Origin of the sequence: Nitratidesulfovibrio sp. HK-II, assembly GCF_003402415.2 — a bacterium.
GTDB lineage: Bacteria > Desulfobacterota > Desulfovibrionia > Desulfovibrionales > Desulfovibrionaceae > Cupidesulfovibrio.
The window spans coordinates 2,338,778-2,351,941 of sequence record NZ_AP036014.1 but is presented as its reverse complement, the minus strand read 5'-3'; the positions used below and the strand labels follow the sequence as shown (position 1 = coordinate 2,351,941).

General features: G+C 68.7%; 11 protein-coding genes. 8 read left to right on the top strand and 3 right to left on the bottom strand.

The features are described 5' to 3' along the window. The first annotated feature begins 97 nt into the window (after positions 1 to 97). The 5 genes from xseA (at position 98) to dxs (ending at position 5,774) form a co-directional block, all read left to right on the top strand. Positions 98 to 1,588: an exodeoxyribonuclease VII large subunit gene (xseA, locus tag RVX_RS09710; RefSeq protein ID WP_116305712.1), complete on the top strand. Its 1,491-nt coding sequence runs from the start codon at positions 98 to 100 to the stop codon at positions 1,586 to 1,588. Beyond that, entirely contained in the window at positions 1,588 to 2,562 is a 975-nt protein-coding gene (locus RVX_RS09705; RefSeq protein ID WP_116305711.1) for a M23 family metallopeptidase, read from the top strand. Before xseA ends, RVX_RS09705 begins: the two co-directional genes overlap by 1 nt. Before the next feature lie 3 nt (positions 2,563 to 2,565). Next, positions 2,566 to 2,856, top strand: a complete 291-nt coding sequence (locus tag RVX_RS09700; protein WP_116305710.1) for an exodeoxyribonuclease VII small subunit — start codon at positions 2,566 to 2,568, stop codon at positions 2,854 to 2,856. Further along, positions 2,840 to 3,748 carry a polyprenyl synthetase family protein gene (locus RVX_RS09695; RefSeq protein ID WP_116305709.1) on the top strand — a complete coding sequence of 303 codons (909 nt, stop codon included), beginning with the start codon at positions 2,840 to 2,842 and terminating at the stop codon, positions 3,746 to 3,748. Before RVX_RS09700 ends, RVX_RS09695 begins: the two co-directional genes overlap by 17 nt. Positions 3,749 to 3,833: 85 nt before the next feature. Next, the gene (dxs, locus tag RVX_RS09690; protein ID WP_116305708.1) at positions 3,834 to 5,774 is read left to right on the top strand and encodes a 1-deoxy-D-xylulose-5-phosphate synthase; all 1,941 of its coding nucleotides are present in this window, start codon (positions 3,834 to 3,836) and stop codon (positions 5,772 to 5,774) included. 190 nt (positions 5,775 to 5,964) lie between these two features. Here dxs and RVX_RS09685 read toward each other — a convergent pair whose 3' ends face one another. From RVX_RS09685 to dnaE, 3 genes are all read right to left on the bottom strand, one after another. Next, on the bottom strand, positions 5,965 to 6,582 hold the full coding sequence (locus RVX_RS09685; RefSeq protein ID WP_116305707.1) for a MarC family protein: 618 nt from the start codon (positions 6,580 to 6,582) through the stop codon (positions 5,965 to 5,967). Positions 6,583 to 6,804: 222 nt separating this feature from the next. Continuing rightward, a complete protein-coding gene (queD, locus tag RVX_RS09680) occupies positions 6,805 to 7,197 on the bottom strand; it encodes a 6-carboxytetrahydropterin synthase QueD (protein WP_116305706.1) in 393 nt (130 codons plus the stop codon). A gap of 61 nt (positions 7,198 to 7,258) precedes the next feature. Beyond that, positions 7,259 to 10,774 carry a DNA polymerase III subunit alpha gene (gene dnaE / locus RVX_RS09675; RefSeq protein WP_116305705.1) on the bottom strand — a complete coding sequence of 1,172 codons (3,516 nt, stop codon included), beginning with the start codon at positions 10,772 to 10,774 and terminating at the stop codon, positions 7,259 to 7,261. 332 nt (positions 10,775 to 11,106) lie between these two features. Here dnaE and RVX_RS09670 point away from each other — a divergent pair, with 332 nt between their 5' ends. From RVX_RS09670 to RVX_RS09660, 3 genes are all read left to right on the top strand, one after another. Further along, the gene (locus RVX_RS09670; RefSeq protein ID WP_116305704.1) at positions 11,107 to 11,451 is read left to right on the top strand and encodes a hypothetical protein; all 345 of its coding nucleotides are present in this window, start codon (positions 11,107 to 11,109) and stop codon (positions 11,449 to 11,451) included. 2 nt (positions 11,452 to 11,453) lie between these two features. Continuing rightward, on the top strand, positions 11,454 to 12,338 hold the full coding sequence (locus RVX_RS09665; RefSeq protein WP_172596596.1) for an HD domain-containing protein: 885 nt from the start codon (positions 11,454 to 11,456) through the stop codon (positions 12,336 to 12,338). Between the two features lie 87 nt (positions 12,339 to 12,425). Beyond that, entirely contained in the window at positions 12,426 to 13,106 is a 681-nt protein-coding gene (locus RVX_RS09660) for a class I SAM-dependent methyltransferase (RefSeq protein WP_230404527.1), read from the top strand. Positions 13,107 to 13,164: the final 58 nt, after the last annotated feature.

Genomic DNA, 13,164 nt, shown 5'->3' with positions numbered 1-13,164 from the left:
GACGGGCCGCGCGTAGCGCGGGCTGTTCACGCAAAAGGGGTCAAGGGGGCGCGGCCCCCTTGCGGGGAGCGGGGCGGAGCCCCGCATCTGCAACGCCATGAGCACCATCTACACCGTGGGTGAATTGACCCGGGCCATCCGGGCCGCCGTGGAGGGCGGGTTTCCCTTCGTGTGGGTGCGCGGGCAGGTGAGCAACCTGTCGCGCCCGGCCTCGGGGCATTGCTATTTCGCGCTCAAGGACGAGGACGCGGTGCTGAACTGCGTGTGGTTCCGGGGCAACCAGCGCGAGGCGGAACATTTCGACCCCATGACCGGCGAGGTGTTCGAGGACGGGCCGCGTCCCGGCCTTGCCCGCACCATGGCCAACGGCCAGGAATTGCTGTGCGCGGGGCGGCTGACGGTGTACCCGCCGCGCGGCGGCTACCAACTGGTGGTCGAAATGGCGCAGGACGCGGGCCTGGGGCGGCTGCACGCGCAGTTCGAGGCGCTGAAGGCCCGCCTTGCCGAGCGGGGATATTTCGACGCGGCGCGCAAGCGGCCGCTGCCGCGCCACCCCAGGCGGGTGGCGGTGGTCACGGCCTCCGGCGGGGCGGCGGTGCGCGATTTTCTGCGCATGGCGGACGAGCGCGGCTGGGGCTGCGAGATACGCATCCATCCGGTGCCGGTGCAGGGCGACGAGGCCCCCCCGCGCATCGCGGCGGCGCTGGCCGACGTGGCGGCGCAGGGCTGGGCGCAGGTGGCGGTGCTGATTCGCGGCGGCGGTTCGCTGGAAGACCTGTGGGCCTTCAACGACGAGCGGGTGGCCACGGCGGTGTTCGAAAGCCCGCTGCCCGTGCTGGCGGGCATCGGCCACGAGGTGGACCACACCATGGCCGACATGACCGCCGACGTGCGCGCGGCCACGCCAACCCACGCGGCGCAGTTGCTGTGGCCCGAGCGGCGCGAACTGGCGCAGCGCGTGGACGAACTGGAAATGGCCCTGACGCGGGGCATGGAGCGGCGCTTCGCCCGGCTGGACGAACAGTTGGGGGCCCTGATGCGCGGGCTGGCCTGGCTTTCGCCGGAACGGGCGCTGGCCCGGTTGGACGAACGCTTTGCCGACGCGGCGGCCCGCTTGAGCCGGGCGTGGGAGATGCTGGCCCGGCGCGATGCGGCGCGGCTGGATGCGGCGGATGCGGCACTGGCCCGCGTGCTGGGGCCGGAGGCGTGGGAACGCCGTGAACGTGCGGTTGACGCTCTGGACGCGCGCCTGCAGTGGGCGGGCGAACGCGCGGTGACTGGACGCGAGCATGAATTGGAACGCCATGCCCTGCGCCTGGACGCGCTGGACCCGCTGCGCCCGCTGGAGCGTGGCTACAGCCTGGTGCGCCGGGCCGACGGCGGTTTTCTGCGCAGCGTGGCGGAAGTCGCGCCCGGCGACGCGCTGGCCGTGCTGGTGCGCGACGGCGAGGTTGACGTGACCGTGCATGGCGCGCGACCCGGACGAATGATGGAGCAGGGCGGTGCTTCTGCTGGCGGGCATGCCGCCGCAACGGACCGCGATGGCGAGATGGGCGTTTCGGAGCGGGACGCCGGAGATTTTTCGTGATGCAGAGTTTTCTGTTTGCCGGGCGTGATGGCCGGGGGGCCGCGCGCCTGCTGTCGATGTTGATGGCGTGTTGCTGTCTGGTCCTGTCGTCGGCCCTGCTGCTGGTAGCGTTGGCCACGCCCGCGCATGCGGCGGTGCTGTCGCTGGATGCGCCGCACTCCACCGGCGACGGCAAGCCCTTCGTAGTCACCGTGACGGCGGATGCGCCGGGCGACGTGGTGCTGGACTGGCGCGGCCAGGCCGTCACCGTTCCCATGGCGGCAGATGGAACGCGCACTGGCTGGACGGGACAGGCCATCCTGGCCGTGCCGCTGGATGCGAAGCCGGGTACGGAGACGCTGCGCGCCCGCGTTGCCGGGCAGCCCAAGGCCGTGTCTGCCCAGACGGGCGTCACGCGCGCCATCGCCGTCGTCCGCGCCGCCTATCCGGAGCAGCGCCTGACCGTGGAGGGCAAGTACGTCAACCCGGACAAGGCCGCGCTGGATCGGCACGAGGCGGAACGCGTCCGGGTCAAGGCCGCCCTGGCCCTGCGCACGCCGGAGCGGCTGTGGGCGCTGCCCATGGAACGGCCCGTTGCGGGTGACGTGTCCAGCCTGTTCGGGCTGCGCCGGGTGTTCAACGGCGAGCCGCGCGCGCCGCATCGCGGGCTGGACCTGCGCGGCGAGGCGGGTGAACCGGTGACGGCCTGCGCATCGGGCCGGGTGGTGCTGGCCGAGAAACATTATTTCGCGGGCAATTCCGTATACATCGACCACGGGATGGGCGTCGTCAGCATGTATTTTCACCTGTCCGCCATGGACGTGGCCCCCGGCCAGACGGTGGCGAGGGGCCAGGCCATCGGCCGGGTGGGCAGCACGGGCCGGGTCACCGGGCCGCATCTGCATTTCGGCATGGCGGTGCTTGGCGACATGGTGGACCCTCAGGTATTGCTGGAGAACGCGCCCGCGAATACGGGCGCGACCACACGGGAGTAACGCATGGCCGCGCGCGCACGAAAGAATGCCGGGGGCGACGCCCCCGCGCAGGAAAAGGAACCCCGGGAACAGGTGGACTACGAGGCCGCCATGGCCCGCCTGCAGGAAGTGGTGGCCGCGCTGGAAGCGGGCGACCTGCCGCTGGAACGCAGCGTGGCCCTGTACAAGGAAGGACTGGGCCTGTCCCGCGCCTGCCGCGACCGGCTGCGCACGGCCCGCAACGAGATACGCCTGTTCACGGAAGGTGGCCTGACGGATTTCGAAGGGGTGGAGGAAGATGCTGACGCCGAGTGAGATCAAGGCCCGCCTGCGCGACGCGGCGGCTGGGGTGGAAGGCTACCTTGCCGCGTGCCTGGCCGACAGGGGCATTCCCGCGCGGCTGTGCGCGGCCATGGAATACAGCCTGAACGCGGGCGGCAAGCGGGTGCGCCCGGTGCTGTGCCTGACCACCGCCGCGCTGTTCGGCCTGCCCGCACAGAAGGTGATGCCCTTTGCCGCCGCCATAGAGATGATCCACACCTATTCGCTCATCCACGACGACTTGCCCGCCATGGACGACGACGACCTGCGGCGCGGCAAGCCCTCGAACCACAAGATGTTCGACGAGGCCACGGCCATTCTGGCCGGTGACGGCCTGCTCACCGACGCCTTCGATTTCATGGCCGGTGTCGGTGCGGGCGACGGGGGCATTCCCCCGGCCAACGTGCTGGCCGCCCTGCGCGCCGTGGCCCGCGCCGCCGGCGCGCCCGGCATGGTGGGCGGCCAGGCGCTGGATATGGAATACACCGGCCGCGCGGGCGTGACCCTGGAGGAAATGGCCGCCATGCACGCCATGAAGACCGGGGCCCTGCTGCGCGCGTCGTGCCTGTCCGGCGCGCTGCTGGCGGGCGCGGACGCCGACGCGCAGGCCCGCATCGCCGACTACGGAGCGCACATCGGCGCTGCCTTCCAGATCGTGGACGACATTCTCGACGAGGTGGGCGACGAGGCGGAAATCGGCAAGCCCGTGGGCAGCGACGCGGAGCAGGGCAAGACCACCTATCCCTCGCTGCTGGGCGTGGAGCGCAGCCGCGCCCTGGCCCGCGAACGGGCCGACGCGGCCATGGAGCGGCTGTCCCCCTACAGCGGGCCGGACGCCGATTTCCTGCGCAGCCTCGCGAGCTACATTGTCGATCGAGCTTCCTAGCGCCGCGCGGGAGCATTCACGGCGGACAACAACGCCATGCATCACCGGGCGCGCCCAGCGCGGCCCGATAACGGATACTTCACCCATGACCGGACAGCTACCGCCTTCCTACCAGCCTCCGGGGCAGTCGGACGACACGCCCCTGCTGGCTTCCCTGGCCAGCCCGCGCGACGTGGCCGGGCTGACGCCCGAGCAGTTGCAGCAACTGGCCGACGAACTGCGTCGGCGCATCATCGCCACCGTGTCCCGCAACGGCGGGCACCTTGCGCCCTCGCTGGGCGTGGTGGAGTTGACCATCGCCCTGCTGACCTCGTTCGACGCCGGGCGGGACAAGGTCATCTGGGACGTGGGGCACCAGGCCTACGCCTGGAAGCTGCTGACCGGCCGGGCCGACGTGTTCCACACCCTGCGGCGCGGCGGCGGCATCAGCGGCTTTCCCAAGATGGCGGAAAGCCCTTACGACCACTTCGGGGTGGGGCATTCCTCCACGTCCATCTCCGCCGCGCTGGGCATGGCCATGGCGCGCGACCTGGCCGGGGGCGACCACAACGTGGTGGCCGTCATCGGCGACGGCTCCATGACGGCGGGGCTTGCCTTCGAGGGGCTGAACCAGGCCGGGGCCATGGACCGCAAGCTCATCGTCGTGCTGAACGACAACGAGATGTCCATTTCCAAGAACGTGGGGGCGTTGTCGCTGTTCCTCAGCCGCAACCTGTCCAAGCGCTGGGTGCGCCGCATGAAGAAGGACATGGAAACCTTCATGCGCTCCATCCCCGGCATCGGCGAGGACATGCTGGGCTACGCCAAGCGCAGCGAGCACAGCCTGAAGGGGTTCTTCACGCCGGGCATGCTGTTCGAGGCGTTCGGGTTCAACTACATCGGCCCGGTGAACGGCCACGACCTGAAGGCGCTGAAGAACACCTTCGACATGGCCCGCACCCTGGACGAGCCCGTGCTGCTGCACGTGCTGACCCGCAAGGGCAAGGGGTACGCCCCGGCCGAGACCAACCCCACCCACTTCCACGGGGTGGGGCGCTTCGAGCCGGAAACGGGCAAGGCCGCCAAGCTGGCCGACGCCCCCGCGCTGCCCAGCTTCACCGACGTGTTCGGCGAAACCCTGTGCATGCTGGCCGACGAGGACGCGCGGGTCATGGCCATCACCGCCGCCATGCCCGAAGGCACCGGCACCAGTTGCTTCTGTACGCGCCATCCGGAGCGGTTCGTGGACGTGGGCATCTGCGAGCAGCACGCGGTGACCTTTGCGGCGGGGCTCGCCACGCAGGGGCTGCGGCCGTTCGTGGCCATCTATTCCACCTTTCTGCAACGGTCCTACGACCAGGTGGTGCACGACGTGTGCATCCAGAACCTGCCCGTGGTCTTCTGCGTGGACCGGGCCGGGCTGGTGGGCGAGGACGGCCCCACCCACCACGGGGTGTTCGATATTTCCTACCTGCGCCACATTCCCAACATGCACATCCTGGCCCCGCGCGACGAGGCGCAACTGCGCCATGCCATGCGCACCGCCCTGGCCCAGGACGCGCCGGTGGCCGTGCGCTACCCGCGCGGCGTGGGCACCGGGGTCGCGCTGCCTCCGCGCGGCGAGGTGCTGCCCCTTGGCCGGGGCGAGGTGCTGAAGCAGGGCGAGGGCCTTGCCGTCATCGCCTGCGGCAGCCGGGTGGCCCCGGCGCTGGAGGCGGCGGAGCGGGTGGCCGAGGAATCCGGCCGTCAGGTCACGGTGTTCGATGCCGTGTGGGTGAAGCCGCTGCCCGAGGCGCAGTTGCTGGAACTGGCCGCCACCCACGACGCGTTGCTGCTGATCGAGGAGAACGCCCTGGCGGGCGGCTTCACCTCCGCCGTGCTGGAATGCCTGTCCGACCACGGCGCGTTGCGCGGGCAGGCCGTCCGCAGACTGGGCGTGCCCGACCACTTCGTGGAGCACGGCAGCCAGAAGGAACTGCGGGGCAAACTGGGCCTGTGCGTGGACGGCATCGAAGAGGCCCTGCGCGAGATGTTGGGTGTGGCCTGAAGGGTATTCTTTCCGAATGCCATGACATGGAACGGAAACGGCGGTCGGATACCCTCCGACCGCCGTTTCCGTTTGCAGGCGTCATGTTCTGATCTTCAAAAAATGGGATGAAAGCTGGCTGCCCGGTTGTACAGCGCAGATTGCGCTTGGGGGGCACTGGGATGCCGTATGTCTTTCATGCGCTGGGCGTCTAGAAGCTGGCCGCAAAGAGCCGTATGCCGTTCTCCAGCATTTGCACGGCCATCATGATCAGCACGAGGCCCATCAGGCGCTCCATGGCCCGCATGGTGCGCGGCCCCAGCAGTCGGGCGATGTCCGGGGTGAAGGCCATGATGGCGGCGGTGCCCGTCCAGGCCATCAGGATGCCCGCCACCACGTTGATCTGGGCCATCATGCCGCCCTGGGCCTGCCGGGCGAAGACCATCACCGCCGCCAGCAGCGAGGGACCGGCGATGAGCGGCACGGCGATGGGCACGATGAACGGGTCGTGCGCCACGGCTTCGGTGTCGCCTTCCTGCGGTGGAAAGACCATCTTCATGGAAATGATGAACAGGATCAGCCCGCCGGACAGGCGCAGGGTGGACTGCTCTATTTCCAGCATGCCCAGCAGCGCGTCTCCCAGCACGTGGAAGGCCAGGATGATGCCGAGGGCGAACAACAGTTCGCGCCGCAGGATGGCGCGCTGGCGCGCCTCGGTATGTTCGCGCAGCATGCCGAGGCACGCGGCGGCGTTGCCCACCGGGTCCATGATCAGGAACAGCGGCAGGGCGATCTCGAAGGCGGTGCGGAAGTTGAAGGCGTCGAACATGGGTAAATCCGTTTCGGGGCGGCCCGGCAGGAGCGTGGCCCGGTTGAAGAGATGCGGGTGCGGAGCGTGCCTGGTCCGACGATCCGCGGGGAGGGGTTCCGCGATGGCGGCGTATTCCCACGGGGCGCGCCCAAGGCCGGAACAAGGCTCGCCCGGCGGCCCGCAGGGGTGCGGGTTCCGCCGGGCGGAAACAGGGCGCGGACTGGTTGCCGTGCCGCCCGGCTATTCCTCTATTTCCATGTAGGTGGCCGACTGGGCGGCCTTTTCCGACACGGTCACGGCGTGCAGGCGCACCCCGCGCGGGGCAAGGCGCGGGGCCAACTGCTGCCATATGTGCCGCGAAAGGTTTTCCGACGAGGGGTTGATGGCGTCGAAGGGCGGCACGTCGTTCAGGTTCTTGTGGTCCAGGGTGTCGAGCACCGCGTTCAGTTCGCGCTTCAGCACCTTGAAGTCGAGCACGATTTCCGTGTCGCCGGTCAGGCGGTCGCCCTCGGCCACCATTTCCACGGAAAAGTTGTGGCCGTGCATGGATTCGCATTTGCCTTCGTAATGGCGCAACGCGTGCGAGGCGCAGAATTCCGAGCGCACGGTCAGCCGCCAGATGGATTTCTTCACGGTATGTCTCCTGGGGCAAGCCCCGCTGCAATGCGATGATCTGCCCGTGCGGGCTTGGGCGCTACTCCGCCCCTTCGGTCCAGTGGGCAATGTCGGTCTCGAAGGCCGGGCCGGGCTGCACCATCCACTGCGGGCCGAACTGCAACAGGCATTCAGACTCGTCCACCACCAGGCGCACGTTCACCGGCACCGGGCCGCGATGCCGCTCCAGAATGGCGCGCAGCGCGGCAAGGCTGGCGGGCTCCACGCGGGGCAGGGGCATGTCGATGGTCACGGGCTGGTCGCTGGCCCCGCAGGCGCGGGCCAGGGGAATGACCTTGTCGCCCAGCAGCTTGATTTCGCGCGGTATGTCGTCGTCTTCCTCGGACATGGGCATGGACCCATCCCCGCCCCCGCCGCCATTCCTGCCGCCGTCGTCGTTCTGCTGCTTGCTGATGGTGGCCTCCAGCAGCAGGGGCTGGTCCGACTTCAGCAGTTCGCGGAATTCCGCGTACGGCTCCGGAAAGAACACGCACTCGCCCGAGGCGGTCAGGTCTTCCACCTGCAGGAAGGCCATGCGCGCGCCCTTCTTGGTCATGTGCTCCTTGATGCCGGTGACCAGCACGGCGGTCTTCAGCGACATGCCGGGGGCCATGTCCCGCGTTTCTTCCAGCGGGGTCAGGCGCAGGCGGAACAGTTCCTTGCGGTAGGGCTGCAGCGGGTGGCTGGTCAGAAAGAAGCCCAGCGCCTCCTTCTCGAAGCGCAGCTTCTGGTCGTCGTCCCATTCCTGGGCCTGCTGCTCTTCGCAGTCGAAGCCGATGCCGGGGCACACGGCGGGTTCCTCGGGCACCATGGTGAACAGGGACACCTGGTTCGAGTCCTTGTCCTTCAGCCGCTTCTGGGCCTTGCTGACCACGTTGTCCAGGGCGGCCAGCATGCCCGCGCGGGTGCAGCCCAGGCAGTCGCACGCGCCGCCCTTGATCAGGCTTTCCAGCACGCGCTTGGTCACCTTGCGCAGGTTCACCCGGGTGCACAGGTCCAGCAGCGAGGCAAACACCCCGCCTTCTTCGCGGGCGTCCACGATTTCGCGGATGGCTTCGTCGCCCACGTTCTTGATGCCGCCAAGGCCGAAAACGATGGCCCCCTCGTGCACGGTGAACTCGCGGCGGCTGGCCTGCACGTTGGGCTGCAGCACGGCGATGCCCATGTCCTTGCACGCGGCCACGTACTTCAGCAGCTTGTCCTGGTTGCCCATTTCGGACGTGAGCAGGGCGGCCATGAATTCCGTGGGAAAGTGCACCTTCAGGAACGCGGTGTAGTACGAGATGAGCGCGTAGGCCGCGCTGTGCGATTTGTTGAAGCCGTACTCCGCGAACTTTTCCATCAGGTCGAAGATTTCGTCGGCCGTGGCCTTGGCAACGCCGTTCTTCTGCGCGCCCTCCACGAACTTGATGCGCTGCTGGCCCATTTCCTCGGCGTTCTTCTTGCCCATGGCGCGCCGCAAAAGGTCGGCCCCGCCCAGGGTGTAGCCCGCCGCGATCTGGGCGATCTGCATCACCTGTTCCTGGTACACGATGACGCCGTAGGTATCGCGCAGGCAGTCTTCCAGCGAGGGCAGCGGATAGGTGACGGGCACCTCGCCGTGCTTGCGCTTGATGAATTCGTCCACCATGCCCGATCCCAGCGGGCCGGGCCGGTACAGGGCCAGCATGGCGATGACGTCGTCGAAGCACGAGGGTTTCAGCATGCGCAGGTACTGGCGCATGCCCGAACTTTCCACCTGGAAGATGCCGTCGGTGTCCCCGCGCGAGTACAGCTCGTAGGTCTCCGCGTCGTCCAGGGCCAGCGTGTCGAGGTCGGGCGGGGTCTTGCCCTGCCGGGCGATCTCGTCCAGCGAATCCTGCACCAGGGTCATGGTGCGCAGGCCCAGAAAGTCGAACTTCACCAGCCCGACCTTCTCGACCATCTTCATGTCGAACTGGGTAACTATTTCACCCTTCTTTCCCCGGTACAGCGGCAGGTATTCGCGCATGGGCTTGTCGGACACCACGACACCCGCCGCGTGGGTGGAGGCGTGGCGCGACAGCCCTTCGAGCCGCATGGAAACGTCCAGCAGCTTGCGGATCTGCGGATCGGTCTTGTACAGCGCGGCCAGGTCCGGTTCCGCGTCGATGGCCTTCTTGACCGTCATCTTCAGGTCTTCGGGCACCAGCTTGGCGATGCGGTCCGTCTCGGGAAAGGTCATGCCCAGGGCGCGGCCCACGTCGCGCACCACGGCTTTCGCCTTCATCTTCCCGAAGGTGGTGATCTGGGCCACCATGTCTTCGCCGTACTTCTCGCCCACGTACCGGATGACCTCGGTACGGCGGCGTTCGCAGAAGTCCACGTCGATATCGGGCATGGACACGCGTTCGATGTTCAGGAAGCGCTCGAACAGCAGGTTGTACGGGATGGGATCGAGGTTGGTGATGCGCAGCGACCACGCCACCAGCGAACCGGCGGCGGAACCGCGCCCCGGACCCACGGGAATGCCGTTGTCCTTGGCCCAGTTGATGAAGTCCTGCACGATGAGGAAGTAGCCGGGAAAGCCCATCTGGCCGATGACGTCCAGTTCCAGTTCCAGGCGCTTCCAGTACAGGTCGTGGTCGATGGTGTCGCGGTTGGGGTGGCGTTCCAGGCGGCGCTTCAGCCCTTCGCGCGAGAGGCGGCGGAACTCGTCCTCCAGGGTCATGCCCTCGGGCAGGGCGTACACGGGAAAGACGTACTTGCCGAATTCGAACTTTACCGCGCACTGCTCGGCGATGCGCCCGGTGTTGGCCACGGCGTCGGGCACGTGGGCGAACGCCTTTTCCATTTCCTCCGGCGATTTGTAGTACAGTTCCTTGGTCTCGAAGCGCATGCGGCGCTCGTCGTCCACCTTGGCCTGGGTCTGGATGCACAGCAGCACGTCGTGGGCTTCCACGTCGCTGGCTTCCAGATAGTGGCAGTCGTTGGTGGCCACCAGCGGCAGCTTGGTGTGGTCCGCGAGTTCGAGCAGCTTCTCGTTCAGTTCGTCCTGTTCCTTCAGGCCGTTGGACTGCAATTCCAGATAGAAGTGACCGGGGTAGATGGCCTCGTAGTCGCGGGCGATGCGGATGGCGTCGTCCATGCCGCTGCGCATGAGCGCGCGCGGCACCTGCCCGGCCAGGCAGGCGGAAAGGGCGGTGATGCCGCCCGAATACTGGCGCAGCAGGTCCATGTCCACGCGCGGCTTGTAGTGAAAGCCGTGCAGGAAGCCGTGGGTCACCAGCTTGACCAGATTGTGGTAGCCTTCGGTGGTGCGCGCCAGCAGCACCAGGTGGTGGCGCACGCGGGCCAGCTCCGAGGTCTTGTCCGTGTGGTCGTTGGCCACGTAGACCTCGCAGCCAATGACCGGCTTTATGCCGAACTGCTTGCAGGTATTGTAGAAATAGACGGCACCGTAGAGGTTGCCGTGGTCGGTGATGGCGGCGGCGGGCATGCCGAAGTCCACCGCCTTGGCGCACAGGTCCTTCAGGCGGATGGCCCCGTCGAGCAGGCTGTATTCGGTGTGGCAATGCAGATGGACGAAATCGGACATGGACGTTGGACGTGTTCCCGACAGGGCGGCGCAGGCCGGGCCGCGCGGGGCGGTGCCTGGTCGTCTGTCTGTTCGCGTGTGAATCCGGAAGGTTGCCGCGTTGAATGCCGCCCAGCGGGGCGGCGGCGGTACCGTGACGGGGATGCCCCACCCTAGCAGAAGGGGGGCGCACCCACAACGGCGGAGTGGGGGCCGGGAAGGCCGGGGAGGGCCGGGGAAGAGCGGACGGGGGAGCGCATGGGGCGAGTCGCGGCACGCGGCTTGCCCGGCAGATGGGGAATGCGTACAACCACGGCTGCCGCCGCAGCCTGCGGACGGCACAGGAGGTTGGCGTGTTCGACGTGACCATGGCCCATGCGGCCGCCGCAGCCACCGTGGCAACGGACACGGGGCTTGGGGGGCTGGTTCTGGAAAAAGCGGGACAGTACGTCCTGATCATCGCCTTTTTCGGGTCCATCATCTGGTTTCTGCGTTTTCTGTATGGACCCAAGGGGGTCTTCCGCGACCCGGCCTGGGACCGTTGGAACGAGGACGCCCGGCGCGAGGATGCGTCGAAGGCCAAGGCCGGGGACGGCCCGGACTGCCCGGACTGCTCGGACTGTGCGGACGACGAAGCGACCGGCGCGGCCGAGCCCCCGGCGGCGGCTTCCCCCATTGCCGAAGGAGACCGCCCGTGAGCATGGACATCGCCGCGCACGAGGCGTGGTTCGGCCAGTACGTGGACCGCTTCCTGACCGGGAACGCGGAACACGACGGGCACATTGAACTCAAGCGCGAGCATTCCCTGCTGGTGCTGGGGCACGCCCGGACCATCGTGGCCGAGGCGGTGGCCGCTGGCGCCATGGACGTGGTCAGCGCCCGCGCCGCGCTGCTGGGCGCGCTGTACCACGACATGGGGCGCTTTCCGCAGTATCGGCGCTGGCGCACCTTCAGCGACGCCCGTTCGGCCAACCACGGCCTGCTGGGCGGACGCACCCTGAACGAGGAACGCCCCCTGCGCGACGAGGCCCCGGCCGTACGCCGCCTGGCCGCCTGCGCCGTGGTGCTGCACAACCGCTTCGCCATTCCGGCGGGCGTTTCGCCGCGCGCCCGTCAGGTGACCCGCGTGGTGCGCGACGCCGACAAGCTGGACATCTTTCGGGTGCTGGCCGCGCACATGCGGCCCGGCGGCCCCCGCGACGAGGTGGTGGTGCTGCACCTGCCGGAACAGGAAGGGCAGTGGACCCCCGCCGTGCTGGAGGCGGTGCGCGCCGGGCGGTTGGCCAGCTATGCCGACATGCGCTGCATGAACGATTTCCGCATCCTGCTGTGCGGCTGGAGCTTCGACCTGGGGTTCGCCGCCTCGCGCAGGCTGCTGCGCGAATCGGGCCGGGTGGAGCAACTGCTGGCCTGGCTGCCCTCGCCCGAGGTGGCGCCGCAAATGGCCGAGCTGCGCTGCCGGGTGCTGGCGGCGCTGCACGACGACCGGGATGCGGCGGACTGCCACCCCGGCTTCGTGGAAGCGCCCGGCAATGCCGGCGATGCCGTTGATGACAGTGACGCCGGGGAACCCGTGGCCCCGTAGCACGGCACCCGCCAGCGGGAGTTCTGGCTGGAATCTCCGCTCTTTTTTCCTCCGACCCTTTCCGCCGGGATGCCCATCGGGATGCCCATGGACCCTTACGCCCGCATCGCAGACTGGTACGACCTGCTGCTGAACCCCGTGCTGGACGGGGTGCGCCGGACCGTGGCCGAGGTCTGCCGCGCCGAGGGGCTGCGGCGGGTGCTGGACGCCTGTTGCGGCACCGGGCGGCAGTGCGCGGTGTTACGCGGCGCGGGGGTGTCCTGCGTTGGCGCGGACCTTTCCCCGGCCATGCTCCGTGCGGCGCGAACTGCCGCGCGCGTGGCCCGGCCATGCGAGGCCCACGGTGGTTGCGCCCCGCCGGCATCTTCCGCCCGGCTGGCCCCGCTGGCCCTGCTGCGCGCCGACGCGCGCGGGCTGCCCTTCGCGGACAACGCCTTCGACGCGGTGGTGCTGTCGCTGGCCCTGCACGAAATGTCCGAATCCACCGGCAACGCGGCCCTGGCCGAGGCCCTGCGCGTGGCCCCGCGCGTGCTGTTGGCCGATTACCGGCTGGCCGAGCGCAACCTGGACCTGCCCGCCGCCCTGTTCGTGCATCTGCCGGAACGGCTGGCCGGGGGCGAGCACTACCTCAATTTCCGGGGGTTCATGGCCCGTGGGGGCGTGGAAGGGCTGGCGCAGCGGGCCGGGCTTGCCGTCATCCGGCGGGAGAGGCTGTTCGGCGGGGCCGGGGCGCTGCTGCTGGCCGAACGGGACCGGCGCGAGCGCTGACACGTGTGCCTGTCGCTCATGGAGGTTTGGCCGTCGTGGCCCGGAGCCATGATGCGCC